We start from the raw sequence: 25,874 nt of genomic DNA on the forward strand, positions 1-25,874 counted from the left end.
AGATTGACCCGGCCGTTGGTCGACAAATCCTGAAATCGGGGCATTAAACAGGTGGCCGAAAATCTCTGATACCGGCGGTAACAGCCAACTGGCCTGGAATGACGCCGAGTTGGTTGAAATCGGATCCCCCGGCTCCTTAGATTCCTCCGCCGTGTGCATCGAGCACCGCCCGGATACGTCCCACGGCCGTGTCGGCAGGCAGTACCGCCGCCCGGCCCGGAGGGCAGGACGGGGCACGACGGACCGCGTCCATGCGCGGCACCGGTGTCCCGGACAGGGGGAGTCCGGGTACGTGGAGAGGGAACTACATGTCCGAATGTGCCGATACCACCCGTGACGGCGTGCGCAAGGACGGCGCCCGCAGGGCGCGTACGACGGCGGTCCTCGCCGGCGCGGCGCTGCTCGCCCCACTTGGACTGCTGGCCACGGCCGGCGGCGCCGCGGCGGCGGACAACGGGGTGTGGGACCGCATCGCCCAGTGCGAGAGCGGCGGCAACTGGCACATCAACACCGGCAACGGCTACTACGGCGGGCTCCAGTTCGCCGCCGGCACCTGGCGGGCGTACGGCGGCACGGCCTACGCGCCCACCGCCGACCGGGCCTCCAGGGCCCAGCAGATCGCCGTCGCCACCAAGGTCCAGCACGCGCAGGGCTGGGGCGCCTGGCCGGTCTGCTCGGCGCGGGCCGGCGCCTCCGGCTCGGCCCCGTCGGCCTCCGCCCCCGGTGCGGGGCACAGCAAGGCCGTACGCCCCGCCGAGGCCGTCGAGCGGTCGAAGCCCGCCAAGGCACCGAGGCACCCGGCCAAGGCCCCCGAGCGCCGCGCCGCGGCGCCGAAGCGGGCGTCGGAGCACGCCGCCCGGAACTCCGCCCACGGTGACTACACCGTGCGCGAGGGCGACACGCTGAGCGGCATCGCCGCCCGGCACGGCACCACCTGGCAGCGCCTCTACACGGTCAACAAGGCCGTCGTCGGCGCCGATCCGGACCTGATCGTCCCCGGTCAGCGTCTCGACGTCTGACGCGGGTCCGCACCGGACACCGAGCCCCGCACGGCCCCACGGCCGGGCGGGGCCTCGTCGTCGTACGGCGTGCGGGTTCTGTGGCGGCACCGTGAAATTCCTATGTGCCGTCGGTTCGCGCGGGGCGTTCGGATTCGGCCGGGAAAGCGGGTGCGCGGGGCACGCCGTGTGTTCCCCCGGTCCTTTCCCGCGCGTTATTCGAAGGCGCGTCGCAACCGCCGGGAATTCCGTTCGAATGCGCCGGGGAGGCCCGTGGAACCGCCCGTACGTGTGACGGAGTTCGGCGGAAACGCGTGTCGTGATCCTGTGACAGAAGTGTGACCGGCGAGGGATGTGCGCGACCCGGACCGGTTATGGCTTCCCCGGTCGGCGGAGACGGCCTAGCGTGGCCGTATGGCACAGATTCCCCCTCCGCCCGCGGAACCCCAGGACGACCCGGACGGGTACGTCGGACTCGACGCGGCGCAGGCCGAACGGCTCGCGCGCGAGCGCGGCTGGCCGACCGTGCGCGCACTGCCGCCGGACGCGATCATCACCATGGAGTACCGCGCGGGGCGGCTGAACTTCGAGGTGCGCGACGGCCGTGTGGCCCGCGCCTGGAAGGGCTGAGCGCACACCGGACGGAGCGCCGAAGGCCCGGTCCCGGACGTCGGGACCGGGCCTTCGGCCTTGCGGGACGGACCGTGCGTACCGGTCCCGCGGGGTGTCGCCGGGTCAGCCGCCCGCCAGGGGGCGGGCGGTGGGGGCGGAGCCGCGCGGGACGCGGTCCGAGTGCGGTGGGCGGCGGCTGCCCGCGGGGGTCACCGGGGTGCGGTCCGAGCGGGCCGTGTGCGGGCCCGGCGCCAGATGGACCGGCGCCCTGGCCGTGCGCGCCGAGGCGGCGGGCTCGCGCGCCGGAGCCGGCTCGTCGGCGGAGACGGTACGCGGCGGGAGCGCAACGGGCGTGACGGGTACGGCCGGTGCGGTCGCCGGACGGCCGCGCCGTGCCCGCCAGCGGTCGCGCAGGTCGAACAGGGCGATCTCGGCCCGTGCGATCAGCGGCTCGAACCACGGCAGCGCCAGCAGGATCAGCAGCCCCGCGGCCCAGCCCAGCAGCACGTCGCTCAGCCAGTGCGTACCGAGGTAGACGGTGGTCAGGCCGACGCCGAGCGAGGTGACCGCGGAGAGCGCGGACAGCCAGCGGCGGGCTCCCGGGGTGGAGGCCAGATAGGCCAGGATGCCCCAGGTCACCACCGCGTTGGCGGTGTGGCCGCTGGGAAATATATCGCCGCCGAGGCCCATCTCGTTCGAGCCGATCACAGTGGCGTAGTGCGGACCGAGGCGGCCCATGCCGATCTTCGCCGCGCCGACCGTGATGTTGAGCAGCAGCAGGGACGTACCGAGCGTCAGCAGCGGGCGCAGCGTGTGCTGCCGCCAGGAGCGCCAGCCCAGCCAGGCCGCGACCATCACGGCGGTGGGGCCGCGCTGGCCGAGCACCACGTAGTAGTCGAGGAAGGCGTGGATCTCCGGCCATTGCTGGTACGGCCGGAAGAACATGACCTGCCAGTCGAGCCGCACCAGCCACGAGGTCGTCACGACGGCCCACACGATCGCCAGATAGAAAGCCAGGGTCGCGGAGAACAGAACGGCCCTGTGCCGGCTCATCTTCGGCACATCGATGTGGGCCGGCCGTTCTGGCTCGCGGTCCAGTCTGGCGAACACCCGGTCCAGACGGGTGAGGTTTCGTTCGGTACGCACCCAATCGACGTTACAGCGAGTGAGCTGACGACCCTGACGAATCACCGGCTTTGTGATGACGATGTGATGTGGGAAACCTCTCAGGGGTGGCTCAATTTCTCATGATTCCGCAATCCGTGTCGGCCGACTCCCTCAATTCCTTTGATCATGCCGGGTGTTCGTTATGACGCGCTTATGAATTCGTTCACCGTGGGATGGCGTGGAATTCGCCCGGAGCTCACTGCGCGTACCTGTTGATCATGGTGGGCCCGAGCCGTTCAGCCAGAAGGCGCCGTACACCGCCGACGCGAGCGCCACACCACCCGTGACCAGGGCGGCTCGTGACGTGCGCGACCGGGCGAGGGCCACGGCGAGGGGCAGCAGCAGCGGGAAGGCGGGCAGCAGCAGCCGCGGCTTGGACCCGAAGTAGCTCGACGCGCCCAGGGCGAGGGCGACGACGACACCCGAGTACACCAGCAGCGCGAGCGGCTGCCGCCGCCGCACACAGGTGACGTACAGCCAGATCACCAGCGCGACCCCGGCGATCAGACCCACCCCGGCGAGCGCCGACGGGAACGACGTGAACCTGCCGGCGACAAAACGCGCGAACGCGTACCCGCCGTCGAAGCCGTTGCGCCAGCCCGCCTGCACGTCCAGGTAGCCGAACGGGCCCCGGCCCGTGTGCCGGCCGACCCACAGGACGTAGGAGGCGACGCCGAGCGGAGCGAGGGCCGCACCGAGGGCGCGGCGCCACGGGGAAGGGGCGCGCGGTTCCCCGTACGCGCCGTCCCCCGCCGGAACGCGCCGGGCGCGGGCGCTGCCGACCGCGCCGGGGGCGTGTCCGCCGAGCCGCGCGCCGCCCCCGGCACGCGTGCGCCGATCTCCCACGAACGGGGCAAGGCCCGCCGCCCACACCGCCGCCACGACGGCCAGCCCCACCGGCCGGGTCAGCCCCGCGCACGCGGCGAGCGCACCCGCCGTGATCCAGCGGCCGGTCAGCACGGCGTACAGCGACCAGGCCGCGAGCGCCGTGAACAACGACTCGCTGTACGCCATCGACTGCACGATCCCGACGGGCAGCACCGCCCACAGCAACACCGCGCACACCCCCGCCCGGCCGCCGTACACATGGTCAGCCACCGCGAAGATCCCCCAGGCCGCGGCGAGCGAGGCGAGCAGGGCGACGACGAAGCCGGCGTCGGCGTACGACCACGGGGTGAGCGCGTGCAGCAGCCGCTCCAGCCACGGCAGCAGCGGGAAGAACGCGAGGTCCGAGTGGACGTCGCCGCCGGCCGTCCGCACCTCGTAGCCGTACCCGCCGCTCGCCACCCTCGTGTACCAGAGCGCGTCCCAGCGGGCGGTCAGCAAGGTGTACGCGCTCCCGCCGCGCGCGTCGCTCCACACCGCCAGCACCACCAGGCCCAGCGCCCGGACGGCGGCGTACCCGAGCAGGGCGGGGGCCGCCCGGCGCGGGGACGGGGCGCGGGGCGGTGCCGCGCGGGTCGCGAGATCGGTCACGGGCTCGATTATCGGCACGGCCCGGAACCGGACCCGCTGACGGTACGTGGTCAAGAGAAGGACAAGAGAAGGAGGAGTGGCGTACCCCACATGACTTCCCCGTGGAGGGTGAGAGGTCCGCCACGTGACGCCGGAACGAACTCGCGTACGCTGACGTGTCACTCGCGTTCGTCTCGAGCGGCGCTGGAGACCCCGCTCCTCTCCGGCCGTACGACGGGGCGTCCCCACCCCGCCGAGCCGCCGCACGCGAGGGAACTTCTGGGAGGTACGCACATGTCCGGCACGACCATGGCCTCCGCAGCGCTGCGCCGTCGGGTGGCCGGGGCCGGTGCCAACCGCTGGGTCGTCCTCGTCGTCCTCTGCGTGAGCCTGCTCCTCGTCGCCCTCGACGCGACCGTGCTGCACGTGGCGGTCCCGGCCGTCACCGAGGACCTCCGGCCCGGTGCCATGGAGCTGCTCTGGATCGTCGACGTCTACCCGCTGGTCTGCGCCTCCCTGCTGATCCTCTTCGGCACGCTCGGCGACCGGGTCGGCCGCCGGCGCATCCTGCTGCTCGGCTACACCCTCTTCGGCGCCGCATCGGCGGTGGCCGCGTTCGCGCCGAGCGCCCAGGTGCTCATCCTGGCGCGGGCGCTGCTCGGGGTGGGCGGGGCGATGATCATGCCGGCCACGCTGTCGATCCTGCGGCAGGTCTTTCCCGACCGGCGGGAGCGGGCCGTCGCCATCGGGGTGTGGAGCGCGGTGGCCGCGGTCGGGGCGGCGGTCGGTCCGCTGCTCGGCGGGTTCCTGCTCGAACACTTCTGGTGGGGCTCGGTCTTCCTCGTCAACATCCCGCTGATGCTGGTCAGCCTGCCCGTCGGGCGGCTGCTGCTGCCCGAGTCGCGCGGTGAGCGGGACGGGCCGTGGGACGTGGTCGGCGCGCTGATGGCGGCGGCCGGGCTGTTCGGTGTGGTGCTCGGGGTGAAGCGGTTCGGCGGCGGGGAGCCGGTGTGGAACGTGTTCACCCTGGTGCCGCTCGCCGTGGGCGCGCTGCTGCTGGTCCTCTTCGTACGACGGCAGCGGCGGCGGGCGTCCCCGCTGGTGGATCTCGGGATGTTCGCCCGGCCCGCGTTCAGTACGGCGGTGGGCTGCATCGTGCTGGCGATGCTCGCGCTGGTGGGTCTCGAACTGATCGCGGCGCAGTACCTCCAGCTGGTGCTCGGCCTGTCCCCCCTGGAGACGGGGCTGCGGCTGCTGCCGCTCACGGTCGCGGCGATGGCGGCGGGGCTGGTCGGCGCGCGGCTGCTGCGCAGGCTGGGGCCGAGGCGGATGGTGAGCTACGGGTTCTGTCTGACCGCGGCGGCCGTGGTGACGCTCACCGCGATGGGCGGCGAGGACAACGCGGGGCTGCTGCTGTTCGGGTTCGTGCTGCTGGGGTTCGGGCTCGAGACGACGCTCTTCGGGGCGTACGAGTCGATGCTGAGCGAGGCGCCGTCCGAGCAGGCGGGCGGGGCGGCGGCGATCGGGGAGACGTCGTACCAGCTGGGCGCGGGCATCGGCATCGCGCTGCTCGGCAGTGTGATGAACGCGGCGTACGCCCCCGGGCTGGCGTCGGTGCCCGGGGTGCCGGCGTCGGCGTCGGCGTCCGCGGGGCGGTCGCTCGGCGAGGCGTACGACGTGGCCGGGCGGCTCGGGGGGATGCCGGGGGCGGCGTTGCGGCGGGCGGCGCGGGACTCTTTTGTGCACGGGTTGCACGTGACGTTGCTCGTGAGTGCGGGGTTGTTGTTGCTGGGGGCGGTGATGGCGCTGCGGCTTCCGAGGGTGATGCACTGCGACCCCACCCCCCTGGAGGTCCCGTCCCCCCGAGAACCGGAACGCCCCCGAGTATCGGCCTGACGTTCCCCTTTTCCCACCCGCCCGCCCGTGCAACTTGGGGGAGGGGCGAGCCAACGGAGAGGGCGACCCGCCGTCGGCGGCGACCGGCGGAGGGGACCATGCCAGGTGACGCGCCCCACCACGAGCCCGCCGACCACAGCCACCCACGAACACCGAGAACCCCAAGCCCAACGCCCACCAACGGCAAGAACCCCCACGGCAAAGCCTGGCCTCCTGCCCAACCGTTACGGGCGGGTGGGGTGGGTCGTGGCGACCCGGGGTTCTTGAGTTGCCGGGCCGGGACAGGAAGCCGTGGCTGGTACCTTGGGGTTAGCGGCGCTAGTTTATGTTGACGGAGGGTTCATGTCCGGGTCTGCCAAGCTTCCCGCGTTCGACCCCGCCGACCCCCTCGGCATCAGCGACCTCCTCGACCCCGAGGACCTGGCCGTCCGCGACACGGTACGCACCTGGGCCGGCACCCGCGTCCTCCCCCACATCGCCGAGTGGTACGAACGCGGCGAACTCCCGGTCATCAAGGATCTCGCGAGGGAACTCGGCGAGCTGGGCGCCCTCGGCATGTCCCTCACCGGCTACGGCTGCGCCGGCGCCACCGCCGTGCAGTACGGCCTCGCCTGCCTGGAACTGGAGGCCGCCGACTCCGGCATCCGCTCCCTCGTCTCGGTCCAGGGCTCCCTCGCCATGTACGCGATCCACCGCTTCGGCAGCGAGGACCAGAAGCGGCACTGGCTGCCCCGCATGGCGGCCGGCGAGGCGATCGGCTGCTTCGGCCTCACCGAACCCGACCACGGCTCCGACCCCGCCTCCATGCGCACCCACGCCAAGCGCGACGGCGGCGACTGGGTCCTGAACGGCCGCAAGATGTGGATCACCAACGGCTCGGTCGCCGAGGTCGCCGTCGTCTGGGCGCAGACCGACGAGGGCATCCGCGGCTTTGCCGTCCCCACCGCGACCCCCGGCTTCTCCGCCCCGGAGATCAAGCACAAGTGGTCCCTGCGCGCCAGCGTCACGAGCGAGCTGGTCATGGACGACGTACGGCTGCCCGCGGACGCCGTGCTCCCGGAGGTCGTGGGTCTTCGCGGCCCGCTCGCCTGTCTGTCGCACGCCCGGTACGGCATCGTGTGGGGCGCCATGGGCGCGGCCCGCAGCAGTTTCGAGGCGGCACTCGCCTACGCGAGGTCGAGGGAGCAGTTCGGCAGGCCCATCGGCGGCTTCCAGCTCACCCAGGCCAAACTCGCCGACATGGCGGTCGAACTGCACAAGGGGATCCTGCTCGCCCACCATCTGGGGCGGCGGATGGACGCCGGCCGCCTGCGTCCCGAGCAGGTCAGCTTCGGCAAGCTCAACAACGTACGGGAGGCCATCGAGATCTGCCGTACCGCACGGACGATCCTCGGTGCCAACGGGATCTCCCTGGAGTACCCCGTGATGCGGCACGCGACCAACCTGGAATCGGTGCTCACGTACGAGGGCACCGTCGAGATGCACCAGCTCGTCCTCGGCAAGGCGCTCACCGGACTCGACGCCTTCCGCTGACCCCGAAGCGGGGCAGGGCCGGCGAGCGGCCCTGCCTCAGCTCTGGTTGAAGAAGCCGTCCGAGCGGTGCGTGGCCGCGTCGCCACTGATGATCTCGGTGTCGGCGGGCGTCAGCAGGAACACCCGGTTGGAGACCCGGTCGATGGAACCGCGCAGACCGAAGATGAGCCCGGCGGCGAAGTCGACCACGCGCTTGGCGTCACCGGCGTCCATGGCCGTGAGGTTCATGATGACCGGGACGCCGTCCCGGAACAGTTCGCCGATGGCGCGCGCGTCCCGGAAGCTGTCCGGGGTCACCGTGCCGATGCGGCGGTCCTTCTCCTCGGCGGTGTCCGAGGCCACCTTGACCCGCGGGTCGGTGACCCAGGCATCCCCGGGCTCGGTCCCTTCGGAGTAGTCGTCGTCGTAGTAGCGCTCGTCATCGTTGTCGTCGACGAGGCCAAGCCAGGCACTCGCCTTGCGTACCGATCCCATGGACGCCTCCTCTCACAGCGGTCCTTCTTGCCTTCCGCATCCCTATGGTCATCCATGATGCGGATGACGCGCCAAGTGGATAGACGCCGCGCGGGGGGTTTGTGACGGTACTGGTGCACAGCCCGTACGTCGAGAGCCCCTGCGCCACAAGGGTCGTGCCACGTACGGCTGCTGACTATGAGTGAAATATGATTCTTCGCGGCGTATGGGTGATGCGTGGTGCGTGCGGGTGAGGGGACCCCCCTGCTGCTGTACCCCCGACTACCGGTACGATGCCGCCGCTCAACGTCGGATCACGATACGGGGGATGGTCGTGTTCGGAATCGTCAGGCCCTGTGCCCACCGGCTCGGTGAGCACCTCAAGACCCAGTGGATGGCGCATCTGTGCGGGCTCTGCCTCGCACTTCGCGGAGACCACGGACAGCTCGCACGCATCGTGACGAACTACGACGGGCTCCTCATATCGGTTCTGACGGAGGCTCAGTCCGGCACGGCGGACGGACGACGGCGTACTGCCGGGCCGTGCCCCTTGCGCGGCATGCGCACCGCCCCGGTCGCCCAGGGCGAGGGGGCGCGGCTCGCGGCGGCCGTCTCGCTGGTGCTCGCCTCGGCCAAGGTGCACGACCATGTCGCCGACGGTGACGGGCTGCTGGCCCGCGGCCCGGTCGCGCTCGCCGCCCGCCGCGTCGCGGACCGCTGGGGCCGGGCGGGCGCGCGCGGCGGCTCGGCCGTCGGCTTCGACACCGCGCTCCTCGTGGACGCCGTCGAACGGCAGGTCGGCGTAGAGGCGCTGGCCGGGCCCGGGACGCCGGTCCTCACGGTCACCGAGCCGACCGAGACCGCGACGGCGGCGGCCTTCGCGCACACCGCGGTGCTCGCCGGACGTCCGGGCAACGCGGCGCCGCTCGCCGAGGCGGGACGGCTGTTCGGCCGGCTCGCGCACCTCCTGGACGCCGTGGAGGACCAGGAGGCCGACGCCGCGTCGGGCGCGTGGAACCCGCTGACCGCGACCGGGACGTCCCTGGCCGAGGCGCGCAGGCTCGCCGACGACGCGCTGCACGGCGTCCGGCTGGCCCTGCGGGACGTCGAGTTCACGGACGGCTCGCTGGCCCATCTGCTGCTCGCGCACGAACTGGCGCGGTCGGTGGACCGGGCGTTCGGGACGGCGTCCTGCGGGCACGGACCGCAGGCGTCCTTCGGCCCCCAGGTGCCGCCGGGCAATCCGTTCAGTCCCTTCGGGGGACAGCCGCCGGGGCCGCAGCGGCGGGGGTTCTGGGCGGGGTGCGCGGCGGCGATCGGGCTGTGCTGCACGTGCCAGGTGTGCTGCGCCGACGAGTTCGAGGGGCCGTGGTCGCGGCAGCGGCGGTCGGGCCTCGGTTGCGACTGCGACGGCGGTTGCTGCGACTGCTGTGAGTGCTGCGAGTGCTGCGAATGTTGTGAGTGCTGCGACTGCGGCGCGTGACGCCGTCCCGCCGGGGGGTGCGGTCAGTCCTTCAGTTCCGGGGGGCTGATCCGGGACGTGGGGATGGCCGAGCCGGTCGTCCCCCATTTCTCAAGGATCCTGTCGTAGGTGCCGTCGGCGATCAGCCGGTTCACCGCCGCCCGGAACGCGGGGGCGAGCTTCGTGCCCTTCTTGAAGGCGAAGCCCACGTCCAGGCGGTGGAACTCGTTGAGGAACTTCAGGCCGGGCTGCTGGGCCACCGAGTAGCGCAGACCGTTGATCGTGGACATCACGACGTCGCTGCGGCCCTGCTGGAGCGAGGACCACAGGGCGCCCTGCTCGCCGTAGGTCTGCACGGCGTACGCCTTCTTCCCCGCGTCCGTGCACACGTGCTTGCTCTCCTCCAGCGTGGCCTCGAACGTCGTGCCCGCGCCGGTCGCGACGTTCAGCCCGCACAGCTGCCGGAGGTCGGTGACCCTGCCCAGCTTGCTGTCCTTGCGGACGGCGAAGCCCTGGCCGTCGTTGATGTAGGTGACGAAGTCGATGGTTCTGCGGCGCTCGTCGGTCACGCCGAAGTTGCTGGCGCCCACGTCGTACTTGCCGCTGTCGAGGGCGGGCAGGATCGCCTCGAAGCCGGCCTGTTCCACCTTGAGCCCGAGGCCGAGCACCCGCGCGACGGCACGGGTGAAGTCGAGGTCCTGGCCGGTCAGCGTCCTGCCGTCGTCGAGGTAGGTGATGCCGGGCGGGGTGCCCCCGACGGCGACCGCGACGGTGACGCGGGTCGTGCCCGGGGGCAGCAGCCGGGCCGCCGCCGCGTTCTCGTGGACGGCCGAGACGACGTCCGTGGTCGGGATCGCGGCGGGTTCGCCCGCGGCGGCGGCCGCGGACGTGTTCCCGGTGCCGGTGCCGGAGCCGCAGGCGGTGAGCAGCAGAGCGGCCGAGGAGATCAGGGCGAAGGGGAGGAAGGGGCGACGACGGGCGTGCGGAGGTGTACGCATCGGGCGGCGGTCTCCTGGAGACATGAGGGTGCGCGGACGTACGAGGGGGAGCGCGAGGGGAGGGGTGCGCGTGTGAAGGCGGCGGTACGAAAAAGGGGGGGCCCTGAAAACAGGGAGGACGCGGAGAACTCCTGCCGTCAGGCAGGGCGCGCAGGGGGTCGGCTCAACAGGAACAGGACCACACGCGACCGAAGTCGATGTGGGAGCGGGTGACCAGCCACTGCTGTGGATGCATGGGCCAAGTGGAACAGGTCTCCCGAAGCCCGTCAACCGACTTGAGACGTACCGCTCACAGTGTGGACGGCCTTGACAGCGGGGGGAAACGCCGCCGTACTCTCGATGGGCGGCCCTGCTGAGGGGCTCGGCCGTACGCGCCCCCGGCGCGCCGTGTGAAGGCACCCACCCGTGTTCGACGAACGTCACGGAGCCTTCCCATGTCATCCGACACCCTCGCCAAGGTCCCCGCCGCCCCGGAGACACCCGAGCGCGCGGACACCCTGCGGATCGTCCCGCACCGCCGGTTCGGGCAGTGGACGGCCGCCGTCGCCGTCCTCGTCCTGCTCGGGCTCGCCGCCACCTCCGTCCTGCGCAACCAGGCGTTCCAATGGGGCGTCGTCGCCGACTACTTCACCTCGGACTCCGTGCTGCGCGGCCTGTGGCTCACCCTGTGGCTGACCGCGGTCGTCATGGTGCTCGGCTTCGCCCTCGGCACCCTGCTCGCCGTGTTCCGGCTCTCCGCCAACCCCGTGCTGAGGGCCGTCAGTTGGGGATACGTCTGGCTGTTCCGTTCCATACCGATCCTGGTGCAGCTCCTGCTGTGGTTCAACATCGGGGCGCTGTACCCGCAGGTGTTCGGCGTGAAGACCGTCAACCTGCTCGGCCCGGTCGCCGTGGCGGTCGTCGGACTCACCCTGCACGAGGCCGCCTACGCCGCCGAGGTCGTGCGCGGCGGCATCCTCTCCGTCGACCGCGGCCAGGTCGAGGCCGCGCAGGCGCTCGGGCTGAGCCGGTGGCGCAGGCTGTGGCGGATCGTGCTGCCCCAGGCGATGCGCTCCATCGTGCCGCCCGCCGGGAACATGCTGATCGGCACCCTCAAGGGCACCTCCATCGTCAGTGTCATCGCCGTCAGCGACCTGCTCTTCTCCGTACAGCTCGTCTACCACCGCACCTACCAGGTCATCCCGCTCCTGATGGTCGCCACCCTCTGGTACACCGTCGTCACCTCGCTGCTCGGCGTCGGCCAGTACTACGTGGAGAGGCACTACGCCCGCGGGACGGAGACGGCCCGATGAGCGGGACGCGACACCCGGTACGCGCCCAGCTCGTGATCGTCGGGGCCGGGCCGCGCGGGGCCGGTCTGATCGAGCGGATCGCCGCCAACGCGCCGGAGCTGTACGACGGTACGGGCCTCGACATCCATCTGGTCGACCCGCATCCGCCGGGCGCCGGGCGCATCTGGCGCGCGGCCCAGTCCCCGCTGCTGTGGATGAACTCGCACGCCGAGGACGTCACCATGTTCACCGACGACACCGTGCGGATGGCGGGGCCGGTGCGCGAGGGCCCCACCCTGCACGAGTGGGCTGACCTCGACGGCCGGACCTTCGCCGACCGGCAGCTCCAGGGCCGCTATCTGCGCTGGGTGTACGACCGGGCGGTGGCCGACCTGCCCCCGGACGTCACCGTCCGCCACCACCCCGTGCGCGCCCTGCGGGTGGACGGACCGCCCGAGGGCCGCCAGCGGGTGTGGCTGGAGGGCAGGACCGAACCGCTCCCCGCCGACCTCGTTGTTCTCGCCCTCGGCCATCTCGACGCCGAACTCGACCCGGAGCAGGCCGAGTTGGCGCGGTACGCCCGCGCCAACGGGCTGGTCCACCTGCCGCCCGACTTCACCGCCGACAGCGACCTCGGCGCGCTGGCGCCCGGCGCCCCCGTCCTGGTGCGCGGCTTCGGACTCGCCTTCGTCGACCTGCTGGTGCTGCTCACCGAGGGCCGCGGCGGACGCCACGAGGGCGACACCTATGTGCCCTCGGGACGGGAGCCGGTGCTGTACGTCGGTTCGCGGCGCGGTGTGCCGTACCACTCGAAGATCGGCTACGACTGGACCGGCGGGCGGCCCCCGCTGCCCCGTTTCCTCGGGCCCGCCGAGATCGACGAACTGCTCGCGCGGCCGGGGGGCTTCGACTTCCGGCGGGACGTGTGGCCGCTGGTGGAGAAGGAACTCGGCTTCGCCCACTACCACCGGCTGTTCACCGTCCACCCCGAGCGCACGGCCGTGTCCTGGGCCGTCTTCGAGGAGAAGTACGCCGCCGCGGTGAGCACCGCCGACCTGCACGCCCTCGTCGCCGCCGCCGTGTCCGAGCCGGCCGACCGGCTCGACCTCGCCGCGCTCGACCGCCCGCTCGACGGCGTGCGCCACGCCTCCCACGAGGACTTCCAGGACGGGCTGCGCCGCCACATCGAGGACGACCTCGCCCGCCGGCACGACCCCCGGCACAGCCCCGACCTGTCCGTCTTCCTCGGACTGCTCTCCGTCTACGGGCAGTTGATCCGGCTGGGCGACATCGGCCCCTGGTGGCACGGCTTCTTCAGCTATCTGGCCTCCGGGCCGCCGGGACCCCGGCTGCGGCAGATGCTCGCGCTGTCCCGGGCCGGTCTGCTGCGCTTCGTCGGCGCCGACATGGCCGTGACCGCCGAGGACGGGGTGTTCCGGGCGTCGAGCCCGACCGTGCCCGGCTTCTCCGTCACCGCACGGGCGCTGGTGGAGGCGCGGCTGCCCGAACCCACCCTCGGACGCGCCCGCGACGGGCTGCTGCGCGGGCTGCACGCCGACGGCGCCGCCGAGAGCCCCGAGGGGCTGCTGCGGGTGGACCCCGAGGAGGGGCGCGTCCTCGACCGGGACGGCCGTCCGCACCGACGGCGGTTCGCGCTCGGCCCGTTCACCGACGCCCGCACCCCCGGCGCCTTCACCCGGCCGCGCACCGGAGGCCCCGCGTTCCGGCAGAACGACGCCACCGCACGGGCCGTCCTCGCCTTCCTGCGCGCCCGCCCCGACGCCGCCGACGCGTGAACACCGCGCACCCCGAACCGAGTTCACCGACCCCACCGAGATCCGAGGGATGCCCGCGATGAGCGTCATGGTCGACATCAGGTCCGTCCACAAGAGCTTCGGCACGCTCGACGTCCTCAAGGGCATCGACCTCCAGGTCCGCACCGGTGAGGTCACCGTCGTCCTCGGCCCGTCCGGCTCCGGCAAGTCCACGCTGCTGCGCACCGTCAACCACCTGGAGAAGGTGGACCGGGGCGCGATCAGCGTGGACGGCACGCTGATCGGCTACCGGCGCTCCGGCGACAAGCTGTACGAACTGCCCGAGCGCGAGGTCCTCAAGCAGCGCACCCGCATCGGGTTCGTCTTCCAGAACTTCCACCTCTTCCCGCACCTCACCGTGGTGGAGAACATCGTCGAGGCCCCGGTGTCCGTGCTGGGACGCCCCCGCGCGCGGGCCGTGGCGGACGCGCTGCGGCTGCTCGACCGGGTGGGCCTTGCCGACAAGGCCGACGCCCGCCCGCGGCAGCTGTCCGGCGGGCAGCAGCAGCGCGTCGCCATCGCCAGGGCCCTCGCCCTGGAACCGAAGCTGCTGCTGTTCGACGAGCCGACCTCCGCGCTCGACCCCGAGCTGGTCGGTGAAGTCCTCGACGTCATCAAGGATTTGGCGACCCGGGGCACCACCATGATCATTGTCACCCACGAGATCGGCTTCGCCCGCGAGGTCGCCGACACGGTGGTGTTCATGGACGCCGGCCGGATCGTCGAACAGGGCCCACCCGCCGAGGTGTTGGACGCCCCGCGCCACGAGCGCACCCGTGCGTTCCTCGCGAAGGTCCTGTGAGCCGGACGCGCCGCCGACCCGTGGACCACGCTCCCGAGAAGAAGGGTTCCCGCCCATGACCTCATCGCACGGCCGGGGGCTGCTGCACCTGGCCGCGGCCGTCGACCTGCCGCCGGCGCACGCCGCCGCCCCGTACACCGACCTGGTACGGCTCGCCGAGAGCGGCGGGCTCGACTTCGTCACGCTCGGCGACGGCTACGGCCGCCCCGGCCCCGACGCGCTCGCCGTGCTGTCCCGGGTGGCGCCCGAGACCTCCCGCATCGGCCTGGTGCCGACGGTGACCACCACCCACACCGAGCCCTTCCACGTCCAGGCCGCCGTCGCCACCCTCGACTGGGTCAGCCGGGGCCGGGCCGGCTGGCGGCTGGAGGTCTCGGCAGGGGAGGACGAGGCCCGGCTGTTCGGCCGCCGCCGCACCGGCTCCGCCGACGCGCTGTGGCGGGAGGCGGGCGAGGTCGCCGACGCGGCGGCGCGGCTGTGGGACAGCTGGGAGGACGACGCCGAGGTGCACGACGTGTCCACCGGCCGCTTCGTCGACCGGGACAAGCTGCACCCGGTCCGCTTCACCGGCACCGGCTTCTCCGTCGAGGGACCCTCGGTCGTGCCCCGCCCCCCGCAGGGCCACCCCGTCCGGGTGGTCGACGCCACGGCGGAGGCGGCCCGGCGGACCGCGGCCCGGTACGCCGACGTGGCCCTGCTGAGCACCGCCGGCGCCGCGCAGACCGCCGCCGTGCGCGACCGACTGCGCTCCCTCGCGGCCGGGTTCGGCCGGCCACCGGGCACACCGCGGGTCCTGGTGAGCCTCGCCGTCGACCTCGGCGGCGGTGAGCGCGCCGCCGCACCGGGCCACGGCGGGGGCGGCCCCCGGCAGACCGCGCACGGCCCGCTGTACCGCGGCGGCCCCGTCGGCCTCGCGGAGCTCATCGCCGCCTGGCACACGGACGGCGTCGCCGACGGCTTCCACCTCGTGCCCGTCGAGCCGCGCCGTGACCTGGAGCGGCTCGTCAACGGCACCGTCGCGCTGCTCCAGCACCGCGGCCTGTTCCGCACCTTCTACCCGGGCAGCACCCTGCGCGAGCACCTCGGCCTCGCCCGGCCCGCCAACCGCTACGCCATGACCGGGGGAACGTCATGACCGTACGCAGGCGGCTCCATCTCGCCGCCCGGCTGCCGGGCGCCGGCGGCGGCGCCGTCTGGGCCGGCCAGGGCCCGGGGGCGCAGATCGAGTTCTCCTCCTTCGAACGGCTGGCGCGCACCGCCGAGCGCGGGCTGTTCGACTTCGTCCTGGCGACCGAGGGGCTGCGGCCGCGCGAACACCGGGGTCTGATCGACGAGTCGGCCGTGGCGGGCCGGCCCGATCCGTTCACCGTGCTCCACGCGCTCGCCGCCGTCACCGGCCGGCTGGGGCTCGCCGCCACGGCCGACACCGCCTTCCACCAGCCGTACGACCTCGCCCGCCGGCTCGCCACCCTGGACCACCTCAGCGGGGGCCGGGCCGCCTGGAACGTGGTGGTCTCCGACGACGCCCGCACCCGCGCCAACTTCCGGTACGGCGGAGCGCACGGCCGTGCCGACCGCCATGCGCGGGCCGTCGAAAGCGTCGCCGTGGCACGGGAGTTGTGGGACTCCCGGCCCCCGGACGGGGCGCCGCGGGCGGTCGCGCACCGGGGCCCGCACTTCGATGTCGCGGGCGCCTTCGGCCTGCCCAGGCCGCCGCAGGGGCACCCGGTGCTGATCAGGTCCGGCGACTCGGCCGAGGGCCGGGAGTTCGCCGCCGCCACCGCCGACGTGCTGTGCACCCGGCCCGGCCCGCCCGGGGCCGGCCGCGCCCTGTGCGCCGACGTGCGGCGGCGCCTGGTGCGTCACGGCCGGGCACCGGACGAGGTGAAGGTCATGCCCGGCGTCCTCGTGTGCCTCGGCGACACCGCGGCCGAGGCACACGAACGGGAGGCCGAGATCCGGCGCCGCCAGGTCTCACCGCGCGGCGCGATCGTGGCCCTGGAACGCGTCTGGGGCACCGACCTGTCCGGATACGACCCCGACGGCCCGCTCCCCGAGACCGACCCGGAACCCGGCGCCGACCGGGACCCGGAACGGTACGGGGACGCCGTCGCGCTCGCCGAGAAGTGGCGGGCGCTGTCGAGGGAGAAGGGGCTGTCCATCTGGCAGACCGTGATCGAGGCACGGGCCGGCCGCTGTCTCACCGGCACCCCCGAGGCGGTCGCCGGGACGCTCGACACGCTGGTGCGGGACGGAGCCGCCGACGGCTTCGTCCTGCTGCCGCACCACATCCCCGGCGGCCTCGACGAATTCGTCGACCGGGTGGTGCCGCTGCTCCAGGAACGCGGCGCGTTCCGCACGGAATACGAGGGCGCGACCCTGCGCTCGCACCTGGGGTTGTCCGCCCCGGCACGGAAGGGACCGACCACATGACGTCGGACGCGTCCGACGCCTGGAAGCAGTGGCACGAGCGGCGCACGGAATCGGTCTCGGCGCCCCATGGGCCGCTCGCGCCGGCGGGCACCCACTGGATCGAGGACCGTCCGGACGGGCGTCCGGACGGGCGACTTCCGGCCATCCCGGGCCGGTGGAGGACCGACGGTGACGGGGTCGTGCTCACCGCCGAAGGCGCCGACGGACTCTCGCTCGACGGACGGCCCTTCTCCGGCGAGGTCCGCCTCGGCGCCGACCACGAGCCGCGGGCGCGGGTCACCCTGGGCGAACGCAGGCTGGTCGTGCTGGTCCGCGAAGGGGTGTGGGGCGTACGGGACTACGACCCGCACACCCCCGCGCGCCGCGCACCGTGCGAGTGGGCAACGCGGACGGCCGCGAGCGCGGACTCGCCCTCGCGGGGGAACTCGCCTTCTCCCTCGAGGGGCGTGAACTGACCCTCCAGGTGGGGCAGTTGGCCGACGGCCGGCTGTGGGGTGTGTTCGCCGACGCCACCGGTGGGCGGGGCAGCTTCCGGTTCCGTTTCCTCTATCCGGCCGCGCTGGACGTCGCGATCGGGGCGGGGGAGCGAGAGCTCGTTCGGTAAAGATCCTTTAAAAACCGACGGCCGAAAGCCACTCTTGCGCCGACCGGCCGTTCGGCCGAATACTCCCCCTCAGCGCTTGTCAGGGTCACGTCGGGTCCGGAACCCGGGCACGGTGACCCCGGCTGCGCCTCACGGGCCCCGACCCCACGCGGGCCCCCGACTTCCCCTGGGAGGGAACGACAAGTGAGGATCAAGCGCACCACCACCCGTAGCGCCATCGCGAGACGGACCCGGCTGATCGCCGTGGCCACCGGTCTCGCGGCCGCCGCCGCGATCGCCGTCCCCACCGCGAACGCGAGCGAGGCACCGACGTTCAGCGCGAACCAGCTGACCAGTGCGCGGGACTCCGTGCTGAAGGCCGACGTCCCCGGTACGGCCTGGGCGGTCGACAGCACCGGCAACCGGGTCCTCGTGACCGTCGACAGCACCGTCTCCGACGCCGAGATCGCCAAGATCAAGGAGCAGGCGGGCGGCAACGCGGGCGCGCTCACCATCAAGCGCACCCCGGGCACCTTCAAGAAGCTGATCTCCGGCGGCGACGCCATCTATGCGAGTAGCTGGCGCTGCTCGCTCGGCTTCAACGTGCAGGACAACAGCGGGAACTACTACTTCCTGACCGCCGGTCACTGCACCGACGGCGCGGGCACCTGGTGGTCCAACTCGGCCCACACGACCACCCTCGGCACCACCGCGGGCTCCTCGTTCCCGGGCAACGACTACGGCATCGTGCGCTACACCAACACCTCGGTGACCAAGTCGGGCGCGGTGGGCAGCGTGGACATCACCAGCGCGGCCACGCCCTCCGTCGGCACCACGGTCAACCGCCGCGGTTCCACCACCGGCATCCACAGCGGCCGGGTCACCGCGCTCAACGCGACCGTCAACTACGGCGCCGACGGCATCGTCAGCGGCCTGATCCAGACCACGGTCTGCGCCGAGCCCGGCGACTCCGGCGGTCCGCTGTACTCCAACAGCGGTGTGGCCTACGGTCTGACCTCCGGCGGCAGCGGCAACTGCTCGTCCGGCGGTACGACCTTCTTCCAGCCGGTCACCGAGGCGCTGAGCGCCTACGGGGTCCACGTCTTCTGACGTCCCCCGCCCGCTCCACCGCTCCACCGTTCCTCAGGGCCCCCGCACGCGATCCGCGTGCGGGGGTCTTCCGCTGCCCGGCCCGCGGTCCCGCCGACCGCCGGGGGGGGGCGTATCGAAGCCGTGATCGGACGTCACTTCCCCTCCACGGGTTACTCGCTCGTAGTGTTTGCAGTGCGAATTCCCGCGGCCACCTTGTGCGCCTCCGTCGGGGTCGGAATAGTGGGCGCCCGTCAACCGGCCTTTCGGACCGTGAAGTCCCCACAACCTCACGGTCCGATCCCCCACAGGAGGACATGAGTTGAAGCACCGACGCATACCCCGGCGGCGGGCCGCCCTGGCGGGCGCGGGAATCGCCGCGCTCGTCGCCGCGGGAGTCACCTTCCAGAGTGCGAACGCCAGCGAGGCCCCGAGGACCGCCGTGCCCGGGACCCTGTCGGTCCCGGCGGCCGGAAAGCTCGCCTCCACGCTGGTCCGGGACCTCGGCACCGACGCGGCCGGGACCTACTACGACACGAAGACGAAGAGCCTCGTCGTCAACGTGCTCGACGAGACGGCCGCCCAGGCGGTCGAGGCGGCCGGCGCCAGGGCCCGGGTCGTGGCCCATTCGCTCGCCCAACTCGACGGCGCGCGCACCACGTTGAAGCGGGACGCGACGATCCCCGGCACCTCCTGGTCGACCGACCCGGTCACCAACAAGGTGGTCGTCACCGCCGACAGAACCGTCTCGGCGGCCGAGTGGGCCACCCTCTCCGAGGTGGTCGACGGGCTCGGCGGCACGGCCGAACTCCAGCGCTCCGAGGGGGAGTACAAGCCCTTCGTCGCGGGCGGCGACGCCATCACCGGCGCGGGCGGACGCTGCTCGCTGGGCTTCAACGTGGTCAAGGGCGGACAGCCGTACTTCCTGACCGCCGGGCACTGCACCGAGGCCATCTCCAGCTGGTCGGACCCGTCGGGCCGCGTCATCGGCGAGAACGAGCAGTCCAGCTTCCCGGGCAACGACTACGGCCTGGTGAAGTACACCGCGGACGTCGACCACCCGAGCGAGGTCGACCTCTACGACGGTTCGGCGCAGCCGATCACCGGCGCCGCCGAGGCCACGGTCGGCATGAAGGTCACCCGCAGCGGCTCGACGACCCAGGTGCACGACGGCACGGTCACCGGTCTGAACGCCACGGTGAACTACCAGGAGGGCACGGTCAGCGGTCTCATCCGGACCGACGTCTGCGCCGAGCCCGGCGACAGCGGCGGCTCGCTCTTCTCCGGCAGCAGCGCGATCGGCCTCACCTCCGGCGGCAGCGGCGACTGCACCTCCGGCGGCGAGACCTTCTTCCAGCCGGTCACGGAGGCCCTTTCGGCAACGGCCACCCAGATCGGCTGACCCACCCCACCACTCCGGAGTCCCACCCCGCGCACGAGGGGCGGGACTCCCGCGTTCCGGGGGCCTTCCGGGGTCGTGGAGCGGTGTTTGTGCAGGTGGGAGGTGTTGTTTCTGGTGTCGTACAGCTGTTCGAAAATGGGAGTATGGTGGGCGGTGGAGTAGGGAACTGATGTTCGAGAGCCGGCTGGGGCTCACGAGTGCGGGAGGTGCGGGTGCCGGGTTTCACGCATCTGCGCACCGTCTCCGGGTTCTCCCTGCGGTACGGGGCGTCGCACCCGGAGCGCCTGGCCGAGCGCGCCGCCGAACGGGGCATGGACGCCCTCGCCCTCACCGACCGCGACACCCTCGCCGGCACGGTCCGCTTCGCCAAGGCGTGCGCCGCGGCGGGTGTCCGCCCGCTGTTCGGCACGGAGCTGGCCGTCGCCGCCCCGGAGCCCGTACGGCGGGACGGGGCCGCACGCGGGGAGCGGCGCCGCACCCCCGTGCGCGGCGGTGCCTTCATCGACGAGTCGACACCCCGGGTGACCTTCCTCGCCCGGGACGGCGCCCACGGCTGGGCGGACCTGTGCCGCCTGGTCACGGCGGCCCACGAGGGCGAGGGCACCCCCCTGCTGCCCCGGTCCCGCAACCACGGCGACGGCCTGACCGTCCTGCTCGGCCCCGACTCCGACGTCGGCCGCGCCCTCGCCGCAGGCCGCCCCGACCGCGCCGCCCGGCTCCTGGCCCCCTGGCGCGAGACCTACGGCGACGCGCTGCGCCTCGAAGCGGTCTGGCACGGCCGCGAGGGCACAGGACCCGGCTCCCTGCGCCTCGCCGCCCGCACCGTCGGCTTCGCCGCCGAGCAGCGGGTGCGGCCCGTGCTCAGCAACGCCGTCCGCTACGCCGACCCCGGCCAGGGCCCGGTCGCCGACGTCCTGGACGCCGCCCGCCTGCTGGTCCCCGTCGACCCGGCCGGGGAACTGGACTCCGGCGAGGCGTGGCTCAAGGACGCGGACAGCATGCTGCGGGCCGCCGAGCGGATCGTGGAGGCCGCGGGCTTCCGGCGCGACACCGCCCACCGGCTGCTGGAGCAGACCCGGGCCACCGCCGCCGAGTGCCTGGTCGACCCCGAGGACGACCTCGGCATCGGCACCGTCCACTTCCCCGAGCCGGGCCTCGTCGGTGCCGGCCGGCGCACCGCCCAGCGCGTGCTGGCCTCACGGGCCGCGGCGGGCGTGGTGCTGCGCGGCCATGCCGGGAAGCGGGAGTACTGGGAGCGGATGCACCACGAGCTGGACGTCATCGCCCACCACGGCTTCGCCTCCTACTTCCTGACGGTGGCCCAAGTGGTGGACGACGTACGGGACATGGGCATCCGGGTCGCGGCGCGCGGCTCCGGCGCGGGCTCCCTCGTCAACCACCTCCTCGGCATCGCGCACGCCGACCCGCTGGAGCACGGGCTGCTGATGGAGCGCTTCCTGTCCAAGGAGCGGATCGTGCTGCCCGACATCGACATCGACGTGGAGTCCGCCCGCCGGCTGGAGGTCTACCGCGCGATCATCGACCGGTTCGGCACCGAGCGGGTCGCGACGGTCTCCATGCCCGAGACCTACCGGGTCCGGCACGCGATCCGGGACGTGGGCGCCGCCCTGTCCATGGACCCCGCCGAGATCGACCGCGTCGCCAAGTCCTTCCCGCACATCCGCGCCCGCGACGCCCGCGCGGCCCTCGACGAACTGCCCGAACTGCGGAAGCTGGCGGGGGAGAAGGAGAGGTACGGCCGGCTGTGGGAGCTGGTCGAGTCCCTGGACGCCCTCCCCCGCGGCGTCGCCATGCACCCGTGCGGGGTGCTCCTGTCCGACGCCTCCCTGCTCTCCCGCACACCGGTCGTGCCGACCAGCGGCGAGGGGTTCCCCATGTCGCAGTTCGACAAGGAGGACGTGGAGGACCTGGGGCTGCTCAAGCTCGACGTGCTGGGCGTACGGATGCAGTCGGCGATGGCCCACGCGGTCACCGAGGTGGAGCGGGCGACGGGGGAGCGGATCGACCTGGACGCGATCGCCCCGGGCGACCCGGCGACGTACGGACTGATCCGGTCCACCGAGACGCTGGGCTGCTTCCAGATCGAGTCGCCGGGCCAGCGGGACCTGGTCGGGCGGCTCCAGCCGGCCGACTTCCACGACCTGGTCGTCGACATCTCGCTGTTCCGGCCCGGCCCGGTCGCCGCCGACATGGTGCGGCCCTTCATCGAGGCGCGGCACGGGCGGGCTCCGGTCCGCTACCCGCACCCCGACCTGGAGGAACCGCTGCGCGGCACCTACGGGGTGGTCGTCTTCCACGAGCAGGTCATCGACATCGTCGCCATCATGACCGGCTGCGGACGCGGCGAGGCGGACCGGGTGCGGCGCGGGCTGTCGGACCCCGGGTCGCAGGGGCGCATCCGGTTCTGGTTCGCCCAGCACGCGGCGGAGCGCGGCTACGACGCAGAAACGATTCAGCGCACCTGGGAGATCATCGAGGCGTTCGGGTCGTACGGCTTCTGCAAGGCGCACGCGGTCGCCTTCGCCGTGCCGACGTACCAGTCGGCGTGGCTCAAGGCGCACCACCCGGCCGCCTTCTACGCCGGGCTGCTCACCCACGACCCCGGGATGTACCCGAAGCGGCTGCTGCTGGCGGACGCGCGGCGGCGCGGGGTGCCCGTGCTGCCGCTGGACGTGAACCGGTCGGCGGTCGCCCACCGTATCGAACTGGTGTCTGAAAAACCGAAGGTCTGGGGGCTGCGGCTGGCCCTCTCCGACGTGCACGGCATCAGCGGGGCCGAGGCGGAACGGATCGAGGCCGGACAGCCGTACGCCTCGCTGCTCGACTTCTGGGAGCGCGCGCGGCCGAGCCGGCCGCTGGCCGGGCGGCTGGCCCAGGTCGGCGCGCTGGACGCCTTCGGCGGCAACCGGCGCGATCTGCACCTGCACCTGACCGAACTGCACCGGGGCGCCCGAGGCGCGGGCGGCGGCCAACTCCCCCTGGCGGGAGGCCGGAAGACCGCGCCGGCCGGACTGCCCGACCTGTCCCCGGCCGAACGGCTCAGCGCCGAACTCGGTGTGCTGTCCATGGACGTCTCGCACAACCTCATGGACGACCACCGGGAGTTCCTGGAGGAGCTGGGCGTGGTCTCGGCACGCCGGCTGCGCGAGGCCCGGCACGGCGACACCGTCCTCGTGGCGGGCACGAAGGTGGCCACCCAGACCCCGCCGATCCGCTCCGGCAAGCGGGTCATCTTCACCACCCTGGACGACGGCACCGGCCTGGTCGACCTCGCCTTCTTCGACGACTCCCACGACGCCTGCGCCCACACCGTCTTCCACTCCTGGCTGCTGCTGGTGCGCGGGGTGGTGCAGCGGCGCGGCCCGCGCAGCCTCAGCGTGGTGGGCGCCGCCGCCTGGAACCTCGCCGACCTCGTCGAACTGCGCGCCGCGGGCGGCCTCGACGAGGTCGCGGCCCGGCTCGCCGAGCCCCTGCCGGAACCGGGCGGCGACCCGACGAACGGGCGGCGCATCCAGCTGCCCACCGGCTACGAGATGCACCCGTGGGCCGATCTGCGGCCCGCGGGCCAAGAGCCTTCACAGACACGGAAGTTGTGGCACCAGAGCCCGGGGAGTGCGGGATGACCATCCTCTGCGTACGTTTCCAGCCGCCGCCGACGCGCGAGGCCGCCCTGCCCGCGCTGCTCGACGTGCTGGAGGAGTTCACCCCCGTCGTGGAGGCGCTGCCGCCGGACGGGGCGCTGGCCGATCTGCGGGGCGCCGAACGGTACTTCGGACGTGACGCCGTCGAACTCGCCCCGGTGATCCGGGTCCGCGCCCTCGCGCTGTACGGCGTCGACTGCCTGATCGGCGCCGGGCCGGGCCCGATGCTGGCCCGCATGGCACTGCGCGCCGCCCGGCCCGGGGTGACGTGCGTGGTGCCCGACGACCCGGACGGCATCGCGGAGTTCCTCGCCGAGCGGCCCGTCGCCGCCCTCCCCGGCGTGGGCCCCGCCACCGCCCGCACCCTGGGCGAGTACGGTCTCGACACCCTCGGCCGGGTCGCCGCCGCACCGCTGTCCACGCTCCAGCGCCTGGTCGGCGCCAGGGCCGGCCGCGAGCTGCACGAGAAGGCGAACGGCGTCGACCGCGGCCGGGTCGTACCGAACGGGGTGTCCTCCGCCCTGGCCGCCGAACGCCCCTTCGGCCGCGACGAACTGGACCCCGGCCGGCACCGCCGCGCCCTGCTCTCGGCCACCGAGGAACTGGGCGCCCGGCTGCGCGCCCTGGAGAAGGTCTGCGGCGCCCTGACCCTCACCGTGCGCTACGCCGACCGCACCTCGACCACCCGCAGCCGCACGCTCGCGGAACCGACCGCGCACTCCGCCGCGTTGACGCGCGCCGCGTACGGCATGTACGAGGCCCTGGGGCTCCAGCGCGCCCGGGTGCGGGCCGTCGTGCTCCGCGCGGAGCGGCTCGCCCCCGCCGAACAGGCCTCCCATCAGCTGACCTTCGACCCCGTCGACGAGAAGGTCCGCCGCATCGAGGAGGTCGCGGACCGCGCGCGGGCGAAGTTCGGGCCGAAGGCGGTGATGCCGGGGACGCTGGCCGCGTGACCGGTTGGCGCGAATAGCGCCCAACGGGCCTGTCGAATCGGGCTGGTGACGTCCCATCAGGAGCCGGGTGTGCCACCGGTTGCCGGAAGTTTTTACTGACGCGTAACTTCCCGGTGGGGCTACTCGTCCGTAACTTGATGAGTGAACAGCATCCTCGTGATCCGGATCACAGGGCGTAAGGCCGTCGTCCTCCCCCGAGCCGCAAGGAGATCACTCGATGCTGCCCTGGAAGAGAGTGTTCGGACCCCTCACCGCGCTGCTCCTCACCGCCGCCGTCGCCACCGGCCCCGCCACCGAGGCCCATGCCGCGAACGCCCCCAGCTCCGGCTGGAACGACTCCTCCTGCAAGCCGTCCGCGAGCCACCCCCGCCCCGTCGTCCTCGTCCACGGCACGCTCGGCAACTCCGTCGACAACTGGCTGTCCCTCGCGCCGTACCTGAAGGACCGCGGGTACTGCGTCTTCTCCCTCGACTACGGGCAACTGCCCGGCGTCCCCTTCTTCCACGGCCTCGGCCCCATCGACAAGTCGGCGCAGCAACTCGCCACGTACGTCGACACGGTGCTCGCCTCGACCGGCGCCGCCGAGGTCGACCTCGTCGGGCACTCGCAGGGCGGGATGATGCCCCGCTACTACCTGAAGTTCCTCGGCGGGGCCGCCAAGGTCGGCGCGCTCGTGGGCATCGCCCCCGACAACCACGGCACCGACCTCAGCGGTCTCGCCAACCTGCTGCCGTACTTCCCCGGCGCCGGGGACCTGCTGAAGTCCACCACCCCCGGTCTCGCCGACCAGGTCGTCGGCTCGGCGTTCCTCACCAAGCTCAACGCGGGCGGCGACACCGTGCCCGGCGTGCGCTACACGGTCATCGCCACCAAGTACGACGAAGTGGCCACGCCGTGGCGCACCCAGTTCCTCGACGGGCCCGGCGTCCGCAACGTCCTGGTCCAGGACCTGTGCCCGCTCGACCTCTCCGAGCACGTGGCGATCGGCCTCCTCGACCGGATCGCCTTCCACGAGGTCGCCAACGCGCTCGACCCCGGGCACGCCACACCGACCACCTGCGCGTCGGTGATCGGCTGACGGGCACCCGTCCGGCCCCACCGCGGCCTGACCGGCCTGAGCCGCCGGTCAGGCATGGGGCGGGATCCCGCGGGGGCGATCAGAAACTAACCCGCACGCCCCACGAAATCACCGCCGAAGAACCACCGACCACGATCTTTATGCCGGGGTTAAGCCACCACTGAGCCAGCCATCAGACACGGGGCCGGAGCCCATGTTGGGGCCGGAACCAGC

Annotated in this window: 19 protein-coding genes and 1 pseudogene; 16 read left to right on the forward strand and 4 right to left on the reverse strand. The window is 72.9% G+C overall.

Annotated features, from left to right (window positions below; translation table 11 throughout):
* The first annotated feature begins 308 nt into the window (after positions 1-308).
* Positions 309-1,019, forward strand: coding sequence for a transglycosylase family protein (locus AB0F77_RS33480; RefSeq protein ID WP_361955498.1), 711 nt, complete (start codon positions 309-311; stop codon positions 1,017-1,019).
* A 393-nt stretch (positions 1,020-1,412) separates the two neighbouring features.
* Positions 1,413-1,628, forward strand: coding sequence for an I78 family peptidase inhibitor (locus AB0F77_RS33485; protein WP_361955500.1), 216 nt, complete (start codon positions 1,413-1,415; stop codon positions 1,626-1,628).
* 105 nt (positions 1,629-1,733) lie between these two features.
* On the opposite strand, the gene AB0F77_RS33490 is transcribed toward AB0F77_RS33485, so the two are convergent.
* Both AB0F77_RS33490 and AB0F77_RS33495 read right to left on the reverse strand, forming a co-directional pair.
* Positions 1,734-2,756 (reverse strand): phosphatase PAP2 family protein, encoded by a 1,023-nt coding sequence (locus AB0F77_RS33490; protein ID WP_361955502.1) that lies wholly within the window; start codon positions 2,754-2,756, stop codon positions 1,734-1,736.
* A 237-nt stretch (positions 2,757-2,993) separates the two neighbouring features.
* The gene (locus AB0F77_RS33495; RefSeq protein ID WP_361955504.1) at positions 2,994-4,253 is read right to left on the reverse strand and encodes a hypothetical protein; all 1,260 of its coding nucleotides are present in this window, start codon (positions 4,251-4,253) and stop codon (positions 2,994-2,996) included.
* A gap of 273 nt (positions 4,254-4,526) precedes the next feature.
* Here AB0F77_RS33495 and AB0F77_RS33500 point away from each other — a divergent pair, with 273 nt between their 5' ends.
* Together AB0F77_RS33500 and AB0F77_RS33505 are read left to right on the forward strand one after the other, a co-directional pair.
* Positions 4,527-6,128: an MFS transporter gene (locus AB0F77_RS33500; protein ID WP_361955506.1), complete on the forward strand. Its 1,602-nt coding sequence runs from the start codon at positions 4,527-4,529 to the stop codon at positions 6,126-6,128.
* 342 nt (positions 6,129-6,470) lie between these two features.
* Positions 6,471-7,661 carry an acyl-CoA dehydrogenase family protein gene (locus AB0F77_RS33505; RefSeq protein ID WP_361955508.1) on the forward strand — a complete coding sequence of 397 codons (1,191 nt, stop codon included), beginning with the start codon at positions 6,471-6,473 and terminating at the stop codon, positions 7,659-7,661.
* A gap of 36 nt (positions 7,662-7,697) precedes the next feature.
* Here AB0F77_RS33505 and AB0F77_RS33510 read toward each other — a convergent pair whose 3' ends face one another.
* Positions 7,698-8,135, reverse strand: a complete 438-nt coding sequence (locus AB0F77_RS33510) for a cell division protein SepF (protein ID WP_361955510.1) — start codon at positions 8,133-8,135, stop codon at positions 7,698-7,700.
* A gap of 313 nt (positions 8,136-8,448) precedes the next feature.
* On the opposite strand from AB0F77_RS33510, the gene AB0F77_RS33515 reads away from it, so the two are divergent.
* On the forward strand, positions 8,449-9,597 hold the full coding sequence (locus AB0F77_RS33515; RefSeq protein WP_361955578.1) for a DUF5685 family protein: 1,149 nt from the start codon (positions 8,449-8,451) through the stop codon (positions 9,595-9,597).
* A 23-nt stretch (positions 9,598-9,620) separates the two neighbouring features.
* On the opposite strand, the gene AB0F77_RS33520 is transcribed toward AB0F77_RS33515, so the two are convergent.
* Positions 9,621-10,574: an ABC transporter substrate-binding protein gene (locus AB0F77_RS33520; protein WP_361955512.1), complete on the reverse strand. Its 954-nt coding sequence runs from the start codon at positions 10,572-10,574 to the stop codon at positions 9,621-9,623.
* A 434-nt stretch (positions 10,575-11,008) separates the two neighbouring features.
* Here AB0F77_RS33520 and AB0F77_RS33525 point away from each other — a divergent pair, with 434 nt between their 5' ends.
* The 11 genes and pseudogenes from AB0F77_RS33525 (at position 11,009) to AB0F77_RS33575 (ending at position 25,661) form a co-directional block, all read left to right on the forward strand.
* Positions 11,009-11,866 carry an amino acid ABC transporter permease gene (locus tag AB0F77_RS33525; protein ID WP_361955514.1) on the forward strand — a complete coding sequence of 286 codons (858 nt, stop codon included), beginning with the start codon at positions 11,009-11,011 and terminating at the stop codon, positions 11,864-11,866.
* A complete protein-coding gene (locus tag AB0F77_RS33530) occupies positions 11,863-13,641 on the forward strand; it encodes an FAD/NAD(P)-binding protein (RefSeq protein ID WP_361955516.1) in 1,779 nt (592 codons plus the stop codon). Before AB0F77_RS33525 ends, AB0F77_RS33530 begins: the two co-directional genes overlap by 4 nt.
* Before the next feature lie 58 nt (positions 13,642-13,699).
* On the forward strand, positions 13,700-14,461 hold the full coding sequence (locus AB0F77_RS33535) for an amino acid ABC transporter ATP-binding protein (protein ID WP_361955518.1): 762 nt from the start codon (positions 13,700-13,702) through the stop codon (positions 14,459-14,461).
* A 55-nt stretch (positions 14,462-14,516) separates the two neighbouring features.
* Positions 14,517-15,596, forward strand: a complete 1,080-nt coding sequence (locus AB0F77_RS33540; protein WP_361955520.1) for an LLM class flavin-dependent oxidoreductase — start codon at positions 14,517-14,519, stop codon at positions 15,594-15,596.
* Positions 15,593-16,894, forward strand: coding sequence for an NtaA/DmoA family FMN-dependent monooxygenase (locus tag AB0F77_RS33545; RefSeq protein ID WP_361955522.1), 1,302 nt, complete (start codon positions 15,593-15,595; stop codon positions 16,892-16,894). The genes AB0F77_RS33540 and AB0F77_RS33545 overlap by 4 nt, the downstream gene beginning before the upstream one ends.
* A pseudogene (locus AB0F77_RS33550) lies at positions 16,891-17,453 on the forward strand (DUF1684 domain-containing protein); the annotation flags it as partial. The gene AB0F77_RS33545 and the pseudogene AB0F77_RS33550, both read left to right, overlap by 4 nt.
* Before the next feature lie 228 nt (positions 17,454-17,681).
* Positions 17,682-18,587, forward strand: coding sequence for a S1 family peptidase (locus AB0F77_RS33555; RefSeq protein WP_361955524.1), 906 nt, complete (start codon positions 17,682-17,684; stop codon positions 18,585-18,587).
* Positions 18,588-18,888: 301 nt separating this feature from the next.
* On the forward strand, positions 18,889-19,968 hold the full coding sequence (locus tag AB0F77_RS33560; protein ID WP_361955526.1) for a S1 family peptidase: 1,080 nt from the start codon (positions 18,889-18,891) through the stop codon (positions 19,966-19,968).
* A 212-nt stretch (positions 19,969-20,180) separates the two neighbouring features.
* Positions 20,181-23,612 (forward strand): DNA polymerase III subunit alpha, encoded by a 3,432-nt coding sequence (locus AB0F77_RS33565; RefSeq protein WP_361955528.1) that lies wholly within the window; start codon positions 20,181-20,183, stop codon positions 23,610-23,612.
* Positions 23,609-24,583: a hypothetical protein gene (locus AB0F77_RS33570; protein WP_361955530.1), complete on the forward strand. Its 975-nt coding sequence runs from the start codon at positions 23,609-23,611 to the stop codon at positions 24,581-24,583. The genes AB0F77_RS33565 and AB0F77_RS33570 overlap by 4 nt, the downstream gene beginning before the upstream one ends.
* Positions 24,584-24,800: 217 nt before the next feature.
* Positions 24,801-25,661: an alpha/beta fold hydrolase gene (locus tag AB0F77_RS33575; protein ID WP_361955532.1), complete on the forward strand. Its 861-nt coding sequence runs from the start codon at positions 24,801-24,803 to the stop codon at positions 25,659-25,661.
* Positions 25,662-25,874 lie beyond the last annotated feature (213 nt).

Origin of the sequence: Streptomyces sp. NPDC026672, assembly GCF_040638185.1 — a bacterium.
Lineage (GTDB): Bacteria > Actinomycetota > Actinomycetes > Streptomycetales > Streptomycetaceae > Streptomyces.

Coding starts and splice junctions, on each gene's coding strand:
- AB0F77_RS33480 (WP_361955498.1), top strand. CDS start 309: ATGTCCGAATGTGCCGATACCACCCGTGACGGCGTGCGCAAGGACGGC.
- AB0F77_RS33485 (WP_361955500.1), top strand. CDS start 1,413: ATGGCACAGATTCCCCCTCCGCCCGCGGAACCCCAGGACGACCCGGAC.
- AB0F77_RS33500 (WP_361955506.1), top strand. CDS start 4,527: ATGTCCGGCACGACCATGGCCTCCGCAGCGCTGCGCCGTCGGGTGGCC.
- AB0F77_RS33505 (WP_361955508.1), top strand. CDS start 6,471: ATGTCCGGGTCTGCCAAGCTTCCCGCGTTCGACCCCGCCGACCCCCTC.
- AB0F77_RS33510 (WP_361955510.1), bottom strand. CDS start 8,135: ATGGGATCGGTACGCAAGGCGAGTGCCTGGCTTGGCCTCGTCGACGAC.
- AB0F77_RS33520 (WP_361955512.1), bottom strand. CDS start 10,574: ATGCGTACACCTCCGCACGCCCGTCGTCGCCCCTTCCTCCCCTTCGCC.
- AB0F77_RS33525 (WP_361955514.1), top strand. CDS start 11,009: ATGTCATCCGACACCCTCGCCAAGGTCCCCGCCGCCCCGGAGACACCC.
- AB0F77_RS33530 (WP_361955516.1), top strand. CDS start 11,863: ATGAGCGGGACGCGACACCCGGTACGCGCCCAGCTCGTGATCGTCGGG.
- AB0F77_RS33535 (WP_361955518.1), top strand. CDS start 13,700: ATGAGCGTCATGGTCGACATCAGGTCCGTCCACAAGAGCTTCGGCACG.
- AB0F77_RS33540 (WP_361955520.1), top strand. CDS start 14,517: ATGACCTCATCGCACGGCCGGGGGCTGCTGCACCTGGCCGCGGCCGTC.
- AB0F77_RS33545 (WP_361955522.1), top strand. CDS start 15,593: ATGACCGTACGCAGGCGGCTCCATCTCGCCGCCCGGCTGCCGGGCGCC.
- AB0F77_RS33570 (WP_361955530.1), top strand. CDS start 23,609: ATGACCATCCTCTGCGTACGTTTCCAGCCGCCGCCGACGCGCGAGGCC.
- AB0F77_RS33575 (WP_361955532.1), top strand. CDS start 24,801: ATGCTGCCCTGGAAGAGAGTGTTCGGACCCCTCACCGCGCTGCTCCTC.